Origin of the sequence: Bacillus cereus group sp. MYBKT111-2 (genome assembly GCF_051915205.1) — a bacterium.
Taxonomy (GTDB): Bacteria; Bacillota; Bacilli; order Bacillales; family Bacillaceae_G; genus Bacillus_A; species Bacillus_A paranthracis.
The window spans coordinates 20,191-41,898 of the sequence record NZ_JBQAEG010000013.1; the positions used below are offsets into that span (position 1 = coordinate 20,191).

Genomic DNA, 21,708 nt, shown 5'->3' on the forward strand with positions numbered 1-21,708 from the left:
AACTTCTATTATACTAATACGCTTGATAAGAATACGATTAATGCTGTTAATACTACTGCTCCACTTGCTGATCCTACGAAGTCACCTTTTGTTACTTGTAATACTTGCTCTTTCATATTATGTATCCTCCTTTTAATAAGTTATCTATATGTAATTTCTAAGAAATGTTTATTTCATAGTTTTTATGTTGACGTTACATTAAATTTAATAACGTAACGTTTGTAACATTAATGTAACATAACTATTGTTACGTTGCAATATAATTACGTAAATTTTATTACACTTTTTTTACGTTTTTTTATAAACACCCTTAAAAACCTTGTTTTAGTGCATTTTCTACTAAGTATATGTTTGTAATGTTATTGTAACATTACAAACATATAACGAAATATCGCCATACTCACCTCTACTTTTGTTACAAATTAAGATAAATCCTTCATTAATAAAGTGGAATCTATCAAATTCTTACTGATAGTTCATGCGAGATAAAATACAATCTTTCCAAGATAAGTTTATATGTTTCCTCCATATAACTATGTATAATAAAAACAAAGAGGTGGTCATTTTGAAATTAATCGCATTAGATATGGATGGAACACTACTATCATCTAGTCTTGAAATCTCCAAAGAGAACTTACAAGCTATCCAAAATGCAAAAGAGGCTGGTCATATAGTCATGATTTGTTCTGGTCGTGCAAAAGAAGATGCTTTAAAATTATTGGAAGAATATAAACTATCTCTTCCAGTTGGAGCGAGCAATGGGGCAATTGTTTATGTGGATGGAAAAGTAATTAACTCGCGTTGTATACAAAACGACAAAGTGTACAAACTTGCAAAATTACTAGAATCTGAAGGTTTTCCTTATAAGCTATATACGAATAAAGGAGTTTATTCTCCATATACATGGCAAGATCAAGTTATGCAAGCGTTCGAAGAGAACAAGCATGCACTAGATGTTACACTTGAGGAACTTGAAAGAATTACAGAAAAACAAAAGAAATCAAACTTAATTACCGATTTCCAAAAAATAGAAGATGTTGTAAATAATCCAGAATTAGAAATATCTAAATTCTTTATTTTGACATTTAACGCAGGGCATCGCGCACAGCTATTAAGTATGTTACAAGAAGATACCGATATTATGGTTACAGCATCTGCTCCTACTAATTTAGAAATCATGGACAAGAATGGACATAAAGGAAATGGACTGAAACAAATGGCAGCCCATTTTAATATACCAATTGAAGATACAGTTGCTATCGGTGACAATTTTAACGATGTACCCATGTTAGAAGCAGCTGGTTTATCAGTTGCAATGGGAAACGCTGAAGAAGATGTAAAAAAACTATGTGATGTTGTAACATTAACAAACAATGAACATGGTGTTGCTCATGCAATCGAACAATTTGTATTGAAACAAACTTCATCTAGTAAATAAAAAAAGGACTCTTTCTATTTGAAAGAGTCCTTCTCTTTTATACATGATGACAAGCAACAAAATGCTCTTCACCAACATTACGGAATTCTGGTACCGTTTGTTTACAAATATCTGTTGCAAACGGGCAACGTGTATGAAAACGACACCCCGAAGGTGGATTCGCTGGACTTGGAATGTCACCCTCTAGTATGATTCTCTCTCGCTTCACTGTTGGATCTGGTATTGGAACAGCGGATAACAATGCTTTTGTATACGGATGAAGTGGGTTCGTAAATAACTCATCACGCGGCGCTGTTTCCACAATCGTTCCTAAATACATAATTCCAATTTTCGTACATAAGTGCTCTACCACGCTTAAATCATGTGAAATGAACAAATAAGATAGTCCCTTTTTCTCCTGTAATTCACTAAATAAATTAATGATCTGTGCTTGAATAGATACATCTAGCGCTGCTACAGGTTCGTCAGCTACAATAAATTCTGGATTTAATACCATAGCTCTTGCGATAACGATACGTTGACGTTGTCCACCAGAAAACTCATGAGGATACCGGTCAATATGATATGGGGCTAAGCCACATAACTCTAATACTTCTGTCACTTTTTCACGAACATTTTCTTTCGTTGCTAGTCCGTGAGCCAACATTGGCTCGCCAAGTGCTTCTCCAATTCTCATTCTCGGATTTAATGAGCTAAATGGATCTTGAAACACAAGCTGCATATTAGGACGATGTTTTCTCAATTCCTCTTTTGATAGAGAATAAACATCCTTTCCTTTAAACTTCACTTCCCCTTCCGTTTTTTGGACGAGACGTAAAATTGTTTTTCCTATCGTTGTTTTCCCGCTTCCTGATTCGCCAACAAGGCCAAATACTTCACCTTTATTAATAGTAAAGCTTACTCCATCAACTGCTTTTACATGGCCAACCGTTCTACTAAATATGCCGCCTTTAATCGGAAAATATGTTTTTAAGTTTTTTACTTCTAATAATGGTTCACTCATTGTTCCGCACGCTCCTCATATAACCAGCAAGCTACTTTATGATTCTCATCATGTACATTCAGATTTGGTGCTTCTTCTTTACATATTGCCATACAATGCTCACAACGACCGCTAAAGTAGCAAAATTCATCCAAACCGACTAAATTAGGAACTTGCCCTGGAATAGAATACAGTTTATCTATTCGTTTTCCCATCACTGGTTTTGATTTCAACAAGCCTTTCGTATATGGGTGTTTCGGATTTTGGAATATCTCTAGTACTGGTGCTTCTTCAATAACTTTCCCGCCATACATAACGACAACGTAATCAGCCATTTCTGCTACAACGCCTAAATCATGTGTAATTAATAAAATGGATGTTTTAAATTCCTCTTTTACTTGTCTTAATAAGTCCAATATTTGAGCTTGAATCGTAACATCAAGGGCCGTTGTCGGTTCATCAGCAATTAATAACTTAGGATTACAACTAAGTGCAACAGCAATCATAATACGTTGTAACATACCACCACTTAGTTCGTGTGGATAAGAATGGACGATTTCATCCGCACGAGCTATGCCGACTTTACGAATTAACTCAATTGCCTTCTTATATGCTTCATTTTTACTAAGCAGTTCATGCTCCCTTAACGTCTCTACAATTTGTTCCCCTACAGTAAAGACTGGATTTAGCGATGTCATCGGTTCTTGGAAAATCATCGCAATATCATTGCCTCGTAAACTACGAAGCTCTTTCTCCTTCATTCCTAAAAGACTTTTTCCTTCATATAAAATATCTCCACCTACTACACTGCCCGATTCAGCAATAAGTCCCATAATAGATAAAGCTGTTACACTTTTCCCACATCCCGATTCGCCTACAACACAAACCGTTTCACCTTCTCGAACTGCAAAGCTAACATGGTTTACAGCCTTTACTGTCCCTTCCTCGGTTTGAAAGTGTGTTTGTAAATCTTTCAGCTCTACTACCGCTTTACTCATATTCCCTCACCTACCGTCTCATCTTTGGATCTAACGCATCACGAAGTGCATCACCAAGTAAGTTAATTGATACAACTGTTATAAAGATTGCAAAACCGGGCGGAATCCATAGCCACGGACGCTTTTGGAAATCGATTAATGAGTTAGCTGCGCTAATCATATTCCCCCATGATGGTGTAGGCGGGACAACGCCGAGACCTAAGTAACTTAGTGCGGACTCCCCTAGAATTGAACCAGCAACACCTAATGTAGATACAACAATTAAAATTGGTAAAACATTAGGGATTAAGTGATATATAATTTTCCGGTAATCTTTTATTCCTAGCACATCAGCAGCTTGCATAAACGCTTGCTCCCTAAGTGATAAAATTTGACCTCTTACAAGACGTGCAAGCCCTGGCCAACCTACCAAACTTAAAATAATCATAATGACATACAGACGATAATCAGACGGTACTTTCCACTCCGATAAAATCGCCCCCATTATAATAAGTAACGGTAATCCTGGCATCGACATTAAAATATCTGCAAGACGCATAATAATATTATCAACGATACCACGATAAAACCCTGCAATAGCTCCTAATACAGCTCCTAGTATCACTGATAAAACCATTGAAGCTAATCCAATCGTTAATGAAATACGTCCCGCTTGCATGAGCCTCGTTAAAATATCTCTTCCTAACTGATCTGTACCAAGCCAATGAGAGAAACTAGGTGGTTTGTTAATTAGTGCAACTTGTATTTTCCCTGATGCATATGGCGAAAAAAACGGTCCAATAAAACAAAATACAAACATAAAAATTAATGCATACAACCCTACTAGTGCCATCTTATTTTTCTTTATCTTTTTAAGAGCTTGTCGCCATGGTGATGATTCATTTTTTTTCTTTTTTCCTTTTTTCTCTGTAATCGCTGTAACAGTTTCCATCTCATTCCCCCCTTACTTCAACCGAATACGTGGATCAACAACTGCATATACAATGTCTGCGAAAAAGTTCGATACGATTGTTAAACAAGAAAGAAACATCGTAAATGCCATTAACACTGTATAATCACGGAAATTAAGTGCCTCTAATTGAACATTACCGATACCTGGCCAATTAAAAATTTGTTCAATAATAATGGCTCCTGAAAATAAACCGGGTAATTCAAATGCTAATAAAGTAATTGCCGGTAAAATTGCATTTTTTAATGCATGCTTATAAATAACAGTCTTTTCCTTTAAACCTTTTGCTCGTGCTGTTCGTATGTAATCTTGTCTCACAACCTCTAACATGCTCGTTCTAAAATAACGAGTCAATGAACCTACTCCAAGAAGAGTCAAAATAAATACTGGTAACACCATATGTTTTGCAACTTCTATCACATAAGCAAACCCAGTGGAATTACTACCAACATCAATCATTCCACCTATCGGTAATAACTTAAAGTCAACCGCGAACACTTTAATTAAAAACAAACCGATAAAGAAGGAAGGAAATGACATCGCTGCAAAGACACCAATCGTTACAAGCTTATCGAATAAAGAATGTTGCTTTGTAGCTGAAAATACACCGATAATAAGTGCAATTAACCAAATAAAAAACAATGCAATAATGGCTACACTAAACGAATTCCAAATAAACTTATTTAATAATGACGTTACAGGTTCTTGATACTGCAGCGAAAAACCAAAATCCCCTTGCAACGCATTACCTAACCAATGAAAATAACGCTCAACAATTGGTTTGTTCAATCCATACAATTCCCTAAGCTCAGCCGCTCTTTCCGGTGTAATCTTTGGATTTGAATCAATATAGTCCCCTGGAAGAAGCGCGAACAGGAAGAAGATAATAATTGATGTTCCAAACAGTGTAGGAATCATTTGTAGCAACCTACGAACAATATATGTTTTCACCCTTTTTCTCTCCAATCTTATGCTTAAAATAGAAGAACATTTTTTCACTACGGCACACTACTAACCGAATGAAAAAATGTCTTCTACTCATACATTCTTATCGTTATTTTTCAAATGATAATACTGGTAAGTTTGCACTAATACTATTGTATTTTTCAGGATCAATTCCTTTTATATTCCCGTTATAACCAGTAATTGTTCTACGATAATTTAATAGAATTACTGGCGGATCATCACTTAACTCTTTATAAAGTTCTTTATAGATTGGTTTACGTTTTTCAATATCTACCGTTTCAATACCTTTTTGAATTAACTCATCTACTTTTGCATTTTTATAACCAAGACTCTTCTCATTGGCACTAGATAAATATTCACCAGCTGTTTCACTCGGGTCACTTGTAATTGGTGTCGAAACTGAAGCCAAATCATAATCACCTTTGTTCACCTTTGAAAGCATCGTATTAAAGTCCATAAATTCAGGATTAAATTCTACACCTATCTCTTTATAATTCTCTTTCGCAATTGGAATTAATAAATCACTATCTTTAGCTGAGCTTGGGCCGAAATAAGAAAGTTTTAATTTTTGACCATCTTTTTCACGAATTCCATCCGAGCCAACTTTCCATCCTGCTTCATCTAATAACTTTTTCGCTTTTTCTTTGTCATACTCATATTTATTAACGCCTTCTTCTGTGTAAGCCCAAGAAGTCGGATGAATTGGTACATTAGCTACCGTACCGTATCCTTTGTATGCTGTATCAACATATTTTTTACGATCTAATCCGTAGATAAGTGCTTGGCGAACCTTTTTATCCTTTAAGTACGGCTTATTATGATTCATATAAACATAACTAAATGATGGTGCTGTTTCGATTTGGATATTTGCAAATTCTAAAGCCTTAGCCTGTTCAAGAACTTCGTCACCAGTACCTAAGCCAGTGTGGTCAACCTCACCTGTTTGGAATAACTGAAGCTTCGTATCGCCAGAAGTAATTTTATAAATGAAGTTTTGAATTTTTGGTTTACCCGCATAGTAATTTTCATTTGCTACAAAACGAACTTCTTGACCTGGAATATACTTTTCAAATTTATATGGACCCGCAGCTAGTGGTTTGCCATATAAATCTTTTAAGTAATCTAAACTTGTATTTTGTTTGTAATCTTTTCCGTAATAAGCTTTTGATAGTACTGTGCTACCAAAAACAAATATAGCTTGTGAATTAACCTTTTCAGTCGTAATTTTTATTGTTTGTGGATCGACAACTTGAATACCTTCAATTGAAGTTGCTGTTCCTTCTTTATATTCTTTACCACCTTTAACTGCATATTGAGAGATGTCTACTTCACCTTCATATGCCTTATCGTGTAGAAGTGTCAATGTAAATGCTACATCATCCGCTGTTAATGGCGAACCATCACTAAATTTCAAGTCTTTACGTAAATGGAATGTATATGTTAACTGATCAGAAGAAACGTCCCACTTCTCAGCCAATTCTGGAATTGGTTTCCCTTGTTTGTCGGTTGATATGAGAGATGCAAAAATAACTGAAGTTACGTTTCCATCCCAACCATTTTGTTGGAAATATGGTAAGAATACGCCGCCTGGTTTGTTAATCCCAACTACTAACGTATCTTTTCTATCCTTCGCTTTATCTGGCACTTTCGTTTTATCTGTAGCAGCGATCTTTTCAATTTTTATATTTTTTAAATCCTGCTGTTTAACTGGTTCTGTAGAAGCAGTATCCTCCTGTCCCCCACAAGCAGATAACACAAGCGAACTACTCAGTAATACCGAAAATACACCAGCCCATTTTTTTGTCTTTTTCTTCATTGTCCCCACCCTAACTTTTTAATAGTGATACCCTTTGAACTTATTAGCTTATGTATGCCTCCCACAGCATATTTATAGCCAATCGGAAAAGTCGGTTTTAATCGTAAAAAAATAGATGTTTTTGAGGGGTAACAATCCTATTCCGACCTTTCCGGTAGACTTTATGGTTATTAGCTTATATCTTCCGTTATATTTTGTCAATTCTTTCTAAATAAATATTTTGAGAATTTTTTAAAAATTATTGTTCTATCTTTAAATTAGGTAAACTTAACAAGATACCGTTATAGTTATCTTCTTGTAATCCTTGAATGCGTGCATGATGTGCAGACACAACCTTGCTATTATTTAAGAAGATTACAGGCGGATCTTCACTTAACTCCTGGTACAACTTTTTATAAATTTCTTTTCGTTTTTCAATATCTAATGTTTCTAGTGCCTGCTTCGCTAATTCATCTACTTTCGGATTATGGTATCCATCATAGTTTCGTTTACTTGTCGAAACAAACTCCTCAATTGTTCCACTCGGATCATCAATCATTGGCGTAGATACCATTGCTAAATCATAATCACCTTTTATCACTTTTGAAATCATCGTATTAAAGTCCATATATTCTGGGTTAAACTCTACACCAAGCTTTTTATAATCCTCTTTCATCACCGGGATCATTACATCATTTATTTTACTTGCAGAAGAAGCAAAATAACTTACCTTCAATTTTTGGCCATCTTTTTCGCGGATTCCATCTGAACCTGGTTTCCATCCAGCCTCATCCAATAATTTCTTTGCTTTCTCTAAGTTATACTCATATTTGTTAATACCTTCTTCTGTATACGCCCAAGAAACTGGCGTAATCGGTACATTAACGAGTGAAGCATACCCTTGGAAATACGTATCAATAACTTTTTGACGCTCTAATCCGTAAATAAATGCTTGGCGGACACGCTTATCTTTAAAGTATGGTTTCTTATAATTCATTTTAATGTAACCATAAGAGCTTCCTGTATATACATTAATATTGGCAAAACCTAAATCCTTTAACTGTTCAATCGTCTCCGTGTTTGTCGTAAAACCATCATAATCTACTTCCCCGGCTTGAAATTGTTGTAGCTTTGTATCACCTTTTGAAATTTTATAAATAAAGTGCTCAATCTTCGGTTTTCCTTCAAAATAATTTTCATTAGCTACAAATCGAACCTCTTGACCAGGAATATATTTATCTAACTTATAAGCTCCTGCTCCCATCGGTTTTCCATACAACTCTTTTAAATACTCTAGGTGCCCTTGTTTATACTCTTTCCCGTAATAAGCTTTAGATATAACTTCTCCACCGATTAATGATAGTGTTTGAGCATTTACCTTTTCAGTCGTAATCGTAATTGTTTTCGGATCAATGACTTGAATTCCCTCAATAGAGGTTGCCTTTCCTTCTTTATACGCTTGCCCACCCTTTATTGCTGTTTGACTTATATCAGTCGCTCCACTATAAGTTGGATCGTGTAATAGCGTTAATGTAAATGCTACGTCATCTGCAGTTAGTGGTGATCCATCACTAAACTTTAAACCATCTTTCAAATAGAACGTGTATGTAAGCTGATCCTCCGAAATATCCCACTTCTTCGCTAAAATTGGAATTGATTTTCCTTCCTTATCGAGTCCAACAAGAGGTGCAAAGATAGCTTGCGTTATATTACCATCCCATCCATTCTCCATAAAGTGCGGAAGGAATATCCCTCCAGGACTCGGCATTCCAACTACAAAAGTATCTTTTCTTTCTTTTGCTTTTACGGGACTTTTTGCTTTGTCGCTTGCCTGAATAAATTCATCTTTTACTTTCGGGACGTTCCTGGCCTCGTTTGTACTCGCTTCCTCTTGACCACATCCGACTAGTAATACTGATACACTCAAAAATGTAGCAATTGCTCCTTTAAAAACATTTTTCATTGCACTATCACCTTTACCTTCCTAATTTTTAACGATGTAGGAACATAGACTCCTTTCTACAACTATATGAATTATTCCTATAAAAATAGTATGAATTAATTTCAAGATTATTCCTTTCCTTTAAATATGTCAATCGTTCTCTTTTATTTCTTATTAAAAAATTAAAAATTCACTTCTATTCGTTCAATATGAAACATAGAATACTAATAACCAATTACCAAAAAGGGGGCGAAAACATGGACAACCTATTCCAATACGTCCTTCACTACGTATTATTAACAATTATGATAGTTGGGGCGCTATTACTATTCCCATTCTTCCCAAAGTTCGTCCTCTTTTTAGCTTTTTTTATGATGCTCGGGATCGCTATTATCATTTCAACAAAGGAAGATACCACACAAAAAGAAAACAGAGTTCAGCGTGTAAAGCTGTAACTCTGTTTTTTGTTTTCAATCATGCTTTGCCGTTACACATACTTATGTCTCGGGAAATAATTAACCGATCTAAAAAGCTCCTAATACGATTTATGTTTCACAATCTATGCAAGTTACGAAACAAAGATTTATCAAATTTACTGTTTCACGTGAAACACAACTTTTATTTATCTCTTAAAGCAAAACAGCAGTATAAAAAAGCGAATTCCTTCAGCACAACTGAAAGGAATTCGCTTTCTACTTTTCACTCCACAATATTCTCTAACTTATTATATAAATCCGCTCGTAACAACTCTTTCTTCGTTTTTTCTTCATACAATTGTTCAAGCATTTCAACATCAACTACATGTTCCATCTTACACTCAAGCGTATATATATCTTCTTCAACATGCATTAATTCGGTTTCAATCTCCTCAATATTCCTAACTTCTTTCTTTTTTACAGAGACTGTTTCAATACTTTTTCTTCCTTGGCGTTGCTGCTTTATTACTTGTGTCTCGAGCTTTTCCTCCCACTTTTGACGCGCCCATGCATAGTTCCCTGCAAACTCAAATAATTTACGCTCATCAATCCAATACGTCTTTTCAAATAACTTATTTAAAAAATAACGATCATGTGAAACAGCTAAAATTGTCCCATTATATTGTTCAAGAGCTTCCTCTAAAACTTCCCTTGATTCAATGTCGAGATGATTTGTCGGCTCATCTAAAATTAAAAAATTGATATCTTGATACATAAGTTGTGCAAGTCTTAACCTCATTTTTTCTCCACCGCTCAGTTGCGTTACTTTCTTAAACACCGCTGGACCATAAAATAAAAATTTAGCTAATATATGTCTCGCTTCTCCCTCTGTTACAGCTACACATTCCCTGAAAGCCTCCAATACATTACTCTTCATATTTCCGTACGCATGCTGGGATAAATAACCGATTTTCACACTACTTCCAATTCGAATTTCTCCAGCGTCTGGTTCTATTTCTTCTAATAATAACTTTAATAGCGTTGTCTTTCCTGTACCATTACGACCAACGATAGCCGCACGCTCTTGAAAACGAACATGTAAATTTGCTTCGTTAAATAAAAGATGTTCTGCAAATCCTTTACTCACTTCTTTCATTACAACAACATCTTTTCCACTTCTCTCTTGCCCTTCAAACTGAAGTCCCATTTGTTTTCGTTCTAAAATAGGTTTCTTTAGTTTCTCCATACGTTCCAGTGCACGTTCCATACTTCTTGCTCTCTTATGCAATCCTTCATTCGGAGGATTCGCCTGATTTGCCCATTCACGTAATCGCTTAATTGCTTCTTTCATTTTCTTTATTTTCTTTTGCTGTTCTTGATAAGCCTGAAACTCCTGAAGTAACCTTTCTTCCTTCTCTTCAACAAACCGAGAATAGTTTGTATGATACACGTGAATCTCTCCATCTTCTAAATCAAAAATCTTCGTTACAACTTCATCAAGGAAATAACGATCATGTGAAATAACCACAACCGTTCCATTGTATTCTTTCAAAAATTGCTCTAGCCATTCTACGGCAAATAAGTCTAAATGATTGGTTGGTTCATCTAATAAAAGTAAATCTGGTTTCTGCAACAGCATGTATGCAAGGCTTACCTTTGTTTGTTCCCCACCACTTAACTCCAGAAATGATCGAGGGAATAGTTCTATCACCTGTAGGCCATTTGCTACCTTCATAATATTCGCTTCGATTTCATAACCACCAAGGAACGCAAACTTTTCTTGGATTACTCCGTATCTCTCCATTAATTTTTGTAAAACAGAAGATTCCTGTTCTTCCGCCATATGTTTTTCTAAAGTACGCATTTCTCTTTCTAATTCTTTTTCTATTTTAAAAGCGGAACTCAATACTTCATATACAGTCATACTCTCATCAAATTTTGGAATTTGTGCCACATGACCAATACGTGTACCTTTCTTCATATGAATGGCCCCTGCATCCAAACTTTCCATTCCAGTTAAAAGCTGAAAGATTGTTGTCTTCCCACTACCGTTACGACCAACTAATCCAACACGTTCACCATTCTTTATTTCAAGCGATATATTTTCAAATATGATGTTTCCACCAAAAGATTTCGTTACATTATTTACACTACAAATTGTCATTTTCCGTACTCCTTTCAATATAAAAAACCATGAGAAAGAAACATTCCCCATGGTTTTCGGCATAGAAAAAGGAAGCTAAATAGCTCCCTTTTCACACGTTTATTAAAAATGGGTGAAGAGATTTCTATCGTTCTATAGCTACTATGCAATTGTTAAAAAAGGACAGACGTATCCCGTTAACAACTACATCATGAAAAATCGCACGACAAAAATAGATAAAATCTAAAAATTTGGCACGTGCAGCTAAAGAACGTTTCATCTCATTCACCTCTTTCGTACGGAATTTAATACTTACTTCTTTATTATACTTTCCCATTTCATGTTTGAATAGTCATTTTTCTGAAAATAATGAAGATAGACTAAACATTTCAATAAGTGACATCAAATCTTACAAAACTGTTATGTTCACGTAATGGAAAGCGATAGTACGAAAAGATGCCTCCCTATACAATAAAGATGTAAACAAGAGAGACAACAAAAGGAGGAAACAATCATAATGAAAGAAATCGTAAAAGCAATCTTTGAGGTATTAGTGAACGGACAAGCAGTTGTAAAAGAACTAAATGAACTATAAAAAGGAGTGAAAGAATATGATGAACATGGTAAAAATGATTTTACACGCTCTAGTTGATGCAAAAGCAGTTAGCCAAGAATTAAACCAACAATAAAAAGGGGTATGTGAATATGAAGAAAGCCATTTTTGTAATCGCAAGTACAGCAATTGCCTTATACACAATAAAAAATAGAGAAAAGAAGCATAATAAAAACAATCTATATTATCCATACACATTATTAAAGAAAAAATAAAAGACAAGGTACCCTATCTTAATGAGGATATCTTGTCTTTTATTTTTTATATTCCCTTTAAAGGATTTTCTTCTCCTTATCCCGAATGTATTAAGCGGGATTTTTACACATATTTTAAAGGGGCATATATACAAATGGATACACAACAACTATACTTTTTAAACGATATTGGCAAACAAAAACCAGAAAGCATCCGGAATAGAAGCGCTGCATGTCCTTTTTGTGACAGAGAAAATTTAACGGATATTTTAGCAATTGAGGGCTCAATTATTTGGCTAAAAAACAAATTTCCTACATTAAAAGATACATTTCAAACGGTGCTAATCGAAACAGATAATTGTGAAGACCATATTGCGACATATACAGAAGAACATATGAAATCGCTAATTCGTTTCTCCATTAAACATTGGTTAGATTTACAGAAAAATAAAGAATTCACATCTGTAATTTTATACAAAAATCATGGTCCATTCTCAGGTGGAAGTTTGCATCATGCGCACATGCAGATTATTGGAATGAAATATGTAGACTACCTCAATAACGTAGAACAGGACAACTTCCAAGGCGTAATTGTTCAAAAAAACGAGCACATTGAACTCAATATTTCAGATCGTCCTATTATCGGTTTTACTGAATTTAATATCATCATTGAAGATATTGGATGCATAGATGAACTAGCAAATTATATTCAGCAAACTGTACGTTACATACTGACAGATTTCCATAAAGGATGTAGTAGTTATAACTTATTCTTCTATTACTTAAACGGAAAAATCATTTGTAAAGTTGTTCCTAGATTTGTCGTTTCACCGTTATATGTAGGATATAAAATACCGCAAGTTTCCACCAAACTAGAAGACGTAAAAATACAACTAGCAGCGTATTTCACAAAACAAAACGACGCGATTATCCACAAAAAAATAGAGTAGGTATCAAAAACCTACTCTTTAATTACACCTTTATTTCGATAGTACACATCTTCTAATCCGATGTTATACTTCATATTATTATCCGTCCACTCTGGCCCTAAATTCCCTGGCCATCCAGATGTATTTGCTATATATTTTAATAACGCAAAATCCGTCAAACCTTTTTGCACCCCGCGCTTATATCCTTTCATTAAATGCGGCATTGCAATTTGCGCATTTGTACGTGGATCTTTCAGCTCGTCATCCGTTAAATGATCCGGTGCAAGTCCACCACCGCGATGCAATTGAAACAATCCGAATGAAGTTCCGTTATCTCCAACACTTCTTGGATTTAATCGACTTTCATGTTCGGCAATTGTAAGAGGTATCCATTCTGGAAGATTGACTTTCTTTGCTTCCTCTATAATAATTTGTTTCATCTGTTTTGCTTCTTCTGAGTCAACATAGCTTGTCTCATTTACTAATTTGCCCATTCCTTCAGACTTTCCTTGGAAGTATAAGTACACTCCAAGAACAACTAAAAATCCTACAAAGAATTTCTTCACTACCTCTACCTCTTTCTCCGCTGAAATTTGTCCCCTTTCAGCCTTCTTCCCTTTACAATTACCCACATTCTATCATTCTCTTACTCTTTTATCATAGCAAATAACTATACATATTATCATCATGCTTTAGACCGATTTTGTGAAAAAACAGCTGGTAAATACGTGAAAAAATGTAACTTTCATAGACTGAAACATCTTTTTTGTATATAATTGTAAACTGAATTCTAAATATAAACTAGGAGAATAATAATATGAAAAAATGGTTGCTACTCTTATTTAGTTTACTACTATTAATTCCTGTCCCTATTTCCGCACAAAAAAACGAAAATCCAAAAGTCCTTATTTTATACAGTTCGAGCGATGATCAAATTACAAGTGATACCCAAATACTTAATACACAAGTAGGACATTTTACTAATAACATAACAATAAAAAACATAAAACAGTTAGCTGAAATAACTGATAAATCTTCATATACACATGTTATTTACATAGGTGAAAAACAAGAAGAACTTCCCACTGAAACAAAAGAATTTCTAGAAAATTTCTCAGGACCACTACTCGTTTTAGGTCAAAATATAGAACAATTATCCAAACGTTTTTCATTTATTATACTTAAAAATGAAGATATAAACTCTGATACAATTGAATATCCAACACGTAAACTAAAGAATACATTAGAGGACGAACGATCCATTAAAAACCTTGATACAAATGGAACAATTCTTGCCAATGCTTTAAAAGGAAATACTACTTATCCATTAATTGTACAACAAAATAATTCTTATTATGTTGCAACTTCTAACCTCTTTGATTGGATATCTTATTATATTGGCGAAAGCCTATTTTCTTACTTTGAACAAAAGCCAACGAAAAATAAAGTGGAAGCTTATTTACGTCTTGAAGACGTTCATCCAGCCGCAGATATAAATCAATTAAAAGAAATTGCTGAATTATTAAAAGGGAAAAAGATGCCATACATGATCACTGTTATTCCTGTATATACGGATCCAGAAACAGGTAAAACACTACATTTAAAAGATAAACCCGAACTAGTCGACCTTTTACGCTCTATGCAAGATGATGGTGCAGCAATTATTATGCATGGTTATACTCACCAATTTTATGATAGTGAAACTGGTGAAGGTTTTGAATTTTGGGACGTAAAAACAGACCAACCAATTCGTCAACCGAAGCATGAAAAACCAAAAACAAAAGATGATTTCCCTAATATAGAGGCATATAATACATACGTAAAAAAAGGGGAAGAATTTGAAGAAAAATATACGACTGATCATATTGAAAAAGGCATTCAAGAACTTGTAGATGCCAAACTATATCCGGTCGCATTTGAAGCACCTCATTACACGATGTCTCAAAAAGGATATGAAATATTATCAAGATACTTTTCAACCTATGTAGGACAACTACAGTTAAGTGACACAACTTGGAAATCTATGCACTCTCCGGCATACAGAAGTACACCATCATTTTTACATGGCATGAAATTAATGCCTGAAACAGTTGGATTTATCGAAGAAGACAAACCACACGCTATTGCTAAAATGAAAGCAAATGCTGTATCTGTTGCCAAATTATCCGATGGAGTTATTGGTGCATTCTATCATCCTTACTTAGGTGTAAAACCATTAAAAGAAGTACTAAAGGATCTAGAAAGTATTCCAAATATAGAATGGATTGATTTACAAAAAGAAACAAATGAAGTGAAAATGAAAGATATTCATATCACTACTAATAAAGACGGCATTCACGTTGAAAAACCAACAAGCGCAAGTGACATAATAGATTATATAAAACAATATGGATTCTTCCTTATACTCGGTTTCCTCGTCATTGTCTTTCTCTTATTATTAAGACGTGCGAAAAAATTAGAATCCTAATACAAAACCACCAAGCAAAATGCTTGGTGGTTTTTTTAACTTAAACCAAAACGTGGCATATTATTAATAACCCATTGATTATGTTCATAAATAAATTCAACTTCTATTTCTCTATAATAAGAAGGGCTAAAATAACAATTCTATCCTTTCAAATAAAATTGAATCGTATTTTCATATATCGTTTCTGCAACCTTATCAACAGCTACGTTTTTTATAACACTAATTTCCTTTAATACCTCTCGAATCATTCTCGGATGTGTCATAACACCCTCTTGAAATTCCCACGGTCCATCTGTTTCTACCATCATATATTCAAGAGGATAATACGAAACAATTTTTCTAATCTTCTCCTTATGTAAAACATCTGGCGTGATAGAAATGTAATAACCATTCCTCATCATCCGTTTCATTGTTGTTTCACTTCCTTTAAACCAATGAAAGTGTGCACGTGAAACTTTATATTTCTCCAGTAAATCACATACAATATCAGCGTCTTCATACACTGCATGTAATATAATTGGTAAATCATATTTACTAGCTAGTTCAACAAACCGTTGTAACACTGATATATACGAATTGATAGCAATGCGCTCATCTTCTTTTCTTAAATAATACGGTAAGCCAACTTCACCAATCGCAACTATATCACCTACATGCTCTTCAATTAATTTATAAATTTGCTCACATTCTTCTTTATGAATCGGTTGCTCCGGATGAAAACCTATTGCTGGATGTACAAAAGGATATAGTTTTGCTAAAGATAAAGTTTCTTTACATGATTGATAATTCATAGATACTGCAATAAGCCCCTTTATCTCTTTACTATGCTCCACATCTTTAAGTAATTTACTTTTCTCTTCATCCTTATATTGGTCAACATGTATATGACTATCAATCCACTTCACCTTTATTCCCCCATAAAAAAAACAAGAAAGGATCTCCCTTCTTGTTTTGTCATCTATATTATTTAACAATTAAGTTTGTTATGATATCAAATAACCCAATACATACTACGGCAACAGTAAAGTAGCTACAGAAATCTTTAATTGGAAACTTCACTACTTCTTCTTTACGCATCCCATTCTTCTCCCTTCTTACTATATCCCTAATTATTTTTATCTATTTGTATCTATTATGCAAAAAATATGACAAATTTACTATCGAATTAACTTACGTAAACCTTACAATGTTGTAAGGTTTATAAAAAGGGCCTCATCTCCATACAGATGAGGCTATTAAAAAGTAGTTGGTTTTTCATTCTTCATTCATATTACAAACAGAAAGTAATACAGTGAGACTTTCTAATTACACTATATAAAATTCACTATCTTTTAACCATCGAATTACATTACAGAAGACTTACATGTTTGTAAGCTATGTGTAATGTAATTCGATAGTTTCCCTCACCTACATCTCGTACAATAAAGTTAGCAAGTAGGCCAAATAAGAAGAACACTCACATAACCAAATTACATTGCTAGTAGCTACTCTTCTTATACCTTTCACTCATGCTACTACAATGTACCCCCTTCCCCTTTATATATTAAAAAAAGCCTTAGTCTATATGGACTAAGGCTTTTTTTGCACACACCAAAATACCCCTACCTAGTATTTTTATTTTCGACAAAAAATAGGTGGGGGTATAATTCGCTATCTCATCGCTAAAAGTTTACTCTTTGCATTAATGGGAATATTTACAGCTTCAATTTCTTCAATCGACTCGCCGTAGCGTCCTTTTGCATACACTTTTAATGTTTCATCTCTCTTTAACATATGCTTAACAGTCTTCTTTATTTTTTGTTCTCTTCCACGTTCGTCAAATGCAATAAATTCATATTCATACCACTCATCGCCAATATGCTGACCAATTGTATTCACAACCGTATAGTATTCTTTCGTCTTATAAAATGGATTATATTTATCGATAACCGGTCCAAGTTTCGTAGGTAGTAACATTATTACTATGACTATCATCGCTATTATAGTAGTGATCATTTTTTTCTTCATAATAAACATTCCTCCTCTGCAGGATATATATACATCCATTTTAAAAAGAAGGAATACAATCTACTATTGAATCTCATTACATTACACTTACATTTTTGTAAGAATTAAAAAAAGGTGAACGAATTTACTCGTTCACCTTTTAGCTCGCTTTAAAGCCCCCACCAAGTACATCACGTACATCATGGATAACGACGAAAGCATCGTCATCTACTCGACTAATAACTTGCTTTAACTTAACAAGCTCTTGTTTATTAATAACAACATATAAAACTTCTTTATTTTTACCAGTATATCCGCCGCGCCCTTCTAATACAGTAACGCCGCGTGTCATGTTTTTCGTAATAGCCTCACGTATTAACTCTGGTTGATTTGAAATAATTGTAACAGCCGTTTTTGTGTCCATTCCTTCTACAATGAAATCAATTACTTTCGCTCCGATGAATACTGCAACAAGTGTGTACATCGCTTTTTCTTGCCCTATTATAAATACGGAACCAGCAATTACAACGATATCAATAATAAGTACACCTTTACCGACGCTCCAACCTAAATATTGATTTGCTAACCGTGCTAAAATTGCCGATCCCCCTGATGTACCTCCAGCTTTAAACATACAGCCTAATCCGATACCGACAAATACACCAGCAAATAGTGCCGCTAATAACGTATCACTATTTACATGATACTCAATATGTTCCGTAACATATAAAAACAAAGATGTTTCTACAATCCCTAAAATTGTATAAACCATCGTTTTCTTATCAAAAAATTTATAACCAACAGCTAGTAAAATTGCATTTATAGCAAAATTCACAATCCCCGGTGACCAATCAAATAAATAGTACGTAACAACCGTTAAACCAATAATTCCACCCTCTGATAGACGGTTTGGAATTGCAAAGTAATTAATACCAATTGCGAATAATAATGAACCAATTGTAATTAGTGTTATTTCCTTTATACGTTGATTAACCATAGTTCATACCCTCCCCCCATTTGACATTGTATCACTATCTCCTAGAGGTTTAGAAGTTGTTTTTATTCAGCATTTTTCCTCATAAAGACCAGGATATTATGTTTAAACAGAGGGGTGATTAATTATTCACATTTGCTCTAACTATACGGACAAATTGCTCCACATTCCCCTTCTGAATATACTTAGCTCGGATGGTTTCATGATTACAAATAAATTCGAAATACGGGCGAAAAACTATGCTATCTATATGCAAATATGAGTACTCTTTAAATGTTGAAGGATAGTATGGAAATTTTCCGTAAAACAGGAGACGTCTAGTAGTCGCAACAAAAATCCCATGTTGATAACATAACGTGAAATGATCCTTCTCAAAAACCCCCACCACAAAGGCTAAAACATTTTCGTCATTCCCTAAAAACTTTTTTATACTTAATAAAAGTTCATTCATGCATTTCCCTCCAAATACTATTTTTGAAAAGAATCCATGGATTGTTACAAACCGGTTTAACCCCTTTATAAAGTATGAAACGCGTTTCCTGTCAAAGGTATTTCAAAAAATAATCCGTTATGCACTTATACACATAACGGATTAAAACTACACTGTAGATCGCTCCACAAGTTCATATGGAATTTCCACCTTTTCTTGTTTAGAACTTTCAGCATTTGTTTGCCGATAAAACATTTCAAAGGCTTTTTTACCTATTTCCTTTAAATTTTGATCAATAGTTGTAAGTTGTAACACTTGCGAGATAGGTTGATTATCAAAGCCAATAATCGCTAAATCCTCAGGAACTTGAATACCTAATTTTTCAGCTTCTGTCATAACCCCAATCGCAACTTCATCTCCTGCTACTATTAATGCTTCAGGAAGATGCTGCATCTCCTTTAATTTATGAGCCACTCTCACACCATCTTCTAACGTAAAACATTCTGTGAAAATCCATTCTTCATTCACTTCTTCATCTATAGATTGCAATTGACGCTTATACACATCAAAACGCTTTTGACTACTCGGTCCTAGCTTTCTCCCCGTGCAATAACCAATTTTTTTATAACCTTTTTCAATAAGGTGATTCATTCCTAGCTGGAAAGCTGCCGAATGATTTGTATATACACTTGAGATATTTGAAATATCATTGTCTTCACAAGCAATGATTGTGCCGTATGAAGCATACGGTTCTATCATTTCCCAATCATTTGCACGTGAACAAATAATAAGGCCATCTAATTGTTTCGTTTTTAACATATGTAAACTTTTCATTTCTTCTTTTTTATTATAGTTTGTTTGGCAAAGTAGCACCTTGTAGTTATGAGTTAACGCTCCCTCCATCATTCCCCCTACCATTGCATCGAAGCTCGGGTGATTAATGTAAGGGAGAATTACACCAACAATATTCGTCTTTCCTTTTGATAAATGAACAGCATTTGCGTTTTGTGAGTAATTCAACTTCTCAACTATCTCTATAACCGCTTTCCTTTTTTCTTCACTTACATACGGATGATCATTCAATACTCTCGAAACAGTCGTAACTGAAACTCCCGCCATCTTTGCAATATCTTTAATATTAGCCATACATTCACCTCTACTTTTAAATTAATAAATTCCATGAACATATGTCAAACCTTCTCATCATTACACCTTCATTCATTTTTCTTACAAAAGTGTAATTTCCCTGTAAGCTAATTCGATAGTTACTCTCTGCTATTTTTCATACAATTAAGTCAGAAACAGGGCAACCATTATTCGAAAAGGAGCGGATTTATATGATGAACAAAATGAAATCAAACAATTTTTTAAATACAATGAGCATGGTATTTTCCGCTCTTATCGATGCAAAAGCTGTTGCTTCTACATTAAACAAGTAGGGAGAATATATTATGAATAACATCACTTTTAACAAATTAGATTTTTTAGGACTGGCTAGTGGCTCGATTCTTCTTACTGCTTTTATTTACGCCACTACGCTTGTATAAATTTTGTGTCCCCTTTCCCCTTTATATAGAAAAAGACGACCGTCTATGCCCGGTCGTCTTTTCTTACTTTTGATTTGATTCCAAAGCTTCCTTTAGCTCCTCAAACTTCTCATTTAATTGGTCTGTCATCATTTTCATAGCTGTTTTCCGATCTATTTGTTCTTCAGCATCAATTTGAATCGGATCTCCAAAAATCAATTGTGCCTTTTTCCCCTTTATTAATTCTTTTACACTTGATGGACCAACATAAGCTGCTGGTATTAATGGAACGTTAGAACGCATCGCAATTGTCACAGCACCAGCTTTTAACGAAACATCTTCTGTCGATCTCGTTCCACTCGGGAAAATCCCTACCACTTTTCCTTCTTTTAATAAGCGTGATGGAATTTTAAGTGTACTCGGTCCTGGATTTGCACGATCTACAGGGAATGCATTTACATTTTTAAAGAACCAATTTTTGAATTTCCCTTCAAATAATTCTTTTTTGGCCATGTAATGAATCTCTGTTGGGTACATCCCTGTAGCTAACATTAATACATCCATAAAACTTGTATGTGTACACGCAACAACATACGGGCCACCTTCTGGTAGCTTTTCTCTTCCTTGCACTTCTACTTTCCCAGCTGTTTTAAATATATATTTCAACAAAAATGTAATTGGTTTATACATTGGTTTCGTTCCTTTCTGAACATCCGAAGTATAGTCATTTTCTTACCTCAATTATAACACTAAGTTATAGGAGTTGGTAATAAAAATGAGTATTAATTGTTAAATTTCAATTCTTACAAAAGTGTAATTTTCTTGTAAGCTAATTCGATAGTTACTTCTTGCGATATTTCATACAATTAAGTCAGAAACAGGGCAACCATTATTCGAAAAGGAGCGGATCAATATGATGAACAAGCTGAAAACGAACAAT

Annotated in this window: 22 protein-coding genes; 6 read left to right on the forward strand and 16 right to left on the reverse strand. The window is 34.3% G+C overall.

Annotated elements, in window-relative coordinates:
* Positions 1-8: 8 nt before the first annotated feature.
* Positions 9-116, reverse strand: a complete 108-nt coding sequence (locus tag ACTFNE_RS25115; RefSeq protein WP_000664237.1) for a DUF3948 family protein — start codon at positions 114-116, stop codon at positions 9-11.
* 449 nt (positions 117-565) lie between these two features.
* Between ACTFNE_RS25115 and ACTFNE_RS25120 the strand changes: the two genes are divergently transcribed.
* On the forward strand, positions 566-1,438 hold the full coding sequence (locus ACTFNE_RS25120) for a Cof-type HAD-IIB family hydrolase (protein ID WP_046199347.1): 873 nt from the start codon (positions 566-568) through the stop codon (positions 1,436-1,438).
* 37 nt (positions 1,439-1,475) lie between these two features.
* On the opposite strand, the gene ACTFNE_RS25125 is transcribed toward ACTFNE_RS25120, so the two are convergent.
* The 6 genes from ACTFNE_RS25125 to ACTFNE_RS25150 form a co-directional block, all read right to left on the reverse strand.
* Complete coding sequence (locus tag ACTFNE_RS25125; RefSeq protein ID WP_270706034.1) at positions 1,476-2,441, reverse strand: ABC transporter ATP-binding protein; 966 nt, start codon at positions 2,439-2,441, stop codon at positions 1,476-1,478.
* A complete protein-coding gene (locus tag ACTFNE_RS25130) occupies positions 2,438-3,418 on the reverse strand; it encodes an ABC transporter ATP-binding protein (protein WP_046199345.1) in 981 nt (326 codons plus the stop codon). Before ACTFNE_RS25130 ends, ACTFNE_RS25125 begins: the two co-directional genes overlap by 4 nt.
* Before the next feature lie 10 nt (positions 3,419-3,428).
* Entirely contained in the window at positions 3,429-4,349 is a 921-nt protein-coding gene (opp4C, locus tag ACTFNE_RS25135; RefSeq protein WP_046199344.1) for an oligopeptide ABC transporter permease, read from the reverse strand.
* 12 nt (positions 4,350-4,361) lie between these two features.
* Entirely contained in the window at positions 4,362-5,318 is a 957-nt protein-coding gene (locus ACTFNE_RS25140) for an ABC transporter permease (protein ID WP_046199343.1), read from the reverse strand.
* Between the two features lie 103 nt (positions 5,319-5,421).
* Positions 5,422-7,149, reverse strand: a complete 1,728-nt coding sequence (locus ACTFNE_RS25145; protein ID WP_046199342.1) for an ABC transporter substrate-binding protein — start codon at positions 7,147-7,149, stop codon at positions 5,422-5,424.
* 238 nt (positions 7,150-7,387) lie between these two features.
* The gene (locus ACTFNE_RS25150) at positions 7,388-9,091 is read right to left on the reverse strand and encodes an ABC transporter substrate-binding protein (RefSeq protein WP_270706033.1); all 1,704 of its coding nucleotides are present in this window, start codon (positions 9,089-9,091) and stop codon (positions 7,388-7,390) included.
* Positions 9,092-9,327: 236 nt separating this feature from the next.
* Here ACTFNE_RS25150 and ACTFNE_RS25155 point away from each other — a divergent pair, with 236 nt between their 5' ends.
* Positions 9,328-9,525: a hypothetical protein gene (locus tag ACTFNE_RS25155; protein WP_046199340.1), complete on the forward strand. Its 198-nt coding sequence runs from the start codon at positions 9,328-9,330 to the stop codon at positions 9,523-9,525.
* 244 nt (positions 9,526-9,769) lie between these two features.
* Here the strand turns inward: ACTFNE_RS25155 and abc-f are convergent, their stop codons facing one another.
* Entirely contained in the window at positions 9,770-11,650 is a 1,881-nt protein-coding gene (abc-f, locus tag ACTFNE_RS25160) for a ribosomal protection-like ABC-F family protein (RefSeq protein WP_046199339.1), read from the reverse strand.
* A 124-nt stretch (positions 11,651-11,774) separates the two neighbouring features.
* Positions 11,775-11,909, reverse strand: coding sequence for an RAxF-45 family protein (locus ACTFNE_RS25165; protein ID WP_000830642.1), 135 nt, complete (start codon positions 11,907-11,909; stop codon positions 11,775-11,777).
* A gap of 419 nt (positions 11,910-12,328) precedes the next feature.
* On the opposite strand from ACTFNE_RS25165, the gene ACTFNE_RS25170 reads away from it, so the two are divergent.
* A complete protein-coding gene (locus ACTFNE_RS25170) occupies positions 12,329-12,457 on the forward strand; it encodes a hypothetical protein (protein WP_002026849.1) in 129 nt (42 codons plus the stop codon).
* Positions 12,458-12,591: 134 nt separating this feature from the next.
* Positions 12,592-13,386 carry a DUF4931 domain-containing protein gene (locus ACTFNE_RS25175; RefSeq protein ID WP_000381034.1) on the forward strand — a complete coding sequence of 265 codons (795 nt, stop codon included), beginning with the start codon at positions 12,592-12,594 and terminating at the stop codon, positions 13,384-13,386.
* An 11-nt stretch (positions 13,387-13,397) separates the two neighbouring features.
* Here the strand turns inward: ACTFNE_RS25175 and ACTFNE_RS25180 are convergent, their stop codons facing one another.
* Complete coding sequence (locus ACTFNE_RS25180; RefSeq protein WP_000713259.1) at positions 13,398-13,931, reverse strand: transglycosylase SLT domain-containing protein; 534 nt, start codon at positions 13,929-13,931, stop codon at positions 13,398-13,400.
* Between the two features lie 251 nt (positions 13,932-14,182).
* On the opposite strand from ACTFNE_RS25180, the gene ACTFNE_RS25185 reads away from it, so the two are divergent.
* The gene (locus ACTFNE_RS25185) at positions 14,183-15,832 is read left to right on the forward strand and encodes a DUF2334 domain-containing protein (protein ID WP_046199338.1); all 1,650 of its coding nucleotides are present in this window, start codon (positions 14,183-14,185) and stop codon (positions 15,830-15,832) included.
* A gap of 140 nt (positions 15,833-15,972) precedes the next feature.
* On the opposite strand, the gene ACTFNE_RS25190 is transcribed toward ACTFNE_RS25185, so the two are convergent.
* The 5 genes from ACTFNE_RS25190 to ACTFNE_RS25210 form a co-directional block, all read right to left on the reverse strand.
* A complete protein-coding gene (locus tag ACTFNE_RS25190) occupies positions 15,973-16,737 on the reverse strand; it encodes a TatD family hydrolase (protein ID WP_046199337.1) in 765 nt (254 codons plus the stop codon).
* Between the two features lie 745 nt (positions 16,738-17,482).
* Positions 17,483-17,839, reverse strand: a complete 357-nt coding sequence (locus ACTFNE_RS25195; RefSeq protein ID WP_000728419.1) for a YxeA family protein — start codon at positions 17,837-17,839, stop codon at positions 17,483-17,485.
* Between the two features lie 139 nt (positions 17,840-17,978).
* Entirely contained in the window at positions 17,979-18,815 is an 837-nt protein-coding gene (locus tag ACTFNE_RS25200; RefSeq protein ID WP_000248047.1) for a YitT family protein, read from the reverse strand.
* 118 nt (positions 18,816-18,933) lie between these two features.
* Positions 18,934-19,263 (reverse strand): PH domain-containing protein, encoded by a 330-nt coding sequence (locus tag ACTFNE_RS25205; RefSeq protein WP_001004212.1) that lies wholly within the window; start codon positions 19,261-19,263, stop codon positions 18,934-18,936.
* Between the two features lie 147 nt (positions 19,264-19,410).
* The gene (locus ACTFNE_RS25210) at positions 19,411-20,388 is read right to left on the reverse strand and encodes a LacI family DNA-binding transcriptional regulator (protein WP_001273908.1); all 978 of its coding nucleotides are present in this window, start codon (positions 20,386-20,388) and stop codon (positions 19,411-19,413) included.
* 305 nt (positions 20,389-20,693) lie between these two features.
* On the opposite strand from ACTFNE_RS25210, the gene ACTFNE_RS25215 reads away from it, so the two are divergent.
* Positions 20,694-20,789 (forward strand): DUF3948 family protein, encoded by a 96-nt coding sequence (locus ACTFNE_RS25215; RefSeq protein WP_001060001.1) that lies wholly within the window; start codon positions 20,694-20,696, stop codon positions 20,787-20,789.
* 63 nt (positions 20,790-20,852) lie between these two features.
* Here the strand turns inward: ACTFNE_RS25215 and ACTFNE_RS25220 are convergent, their stop codons facing one another.
* The gene (locus ACTFNE_RS25220; RefSeq protein ID WP_000277774.1) at positions 20,853-21,458 is read right to left on the reverse strand and encodes a lysophospholipid acyltransferase family protein; all 606 of its coding nucleotides are present in this window, start codon (positions 21,456-21,458) and stop codon (positions 20,853-20,855) included.
* Positions 21,459-21,708: the final 250 nt, after the last annotated feature.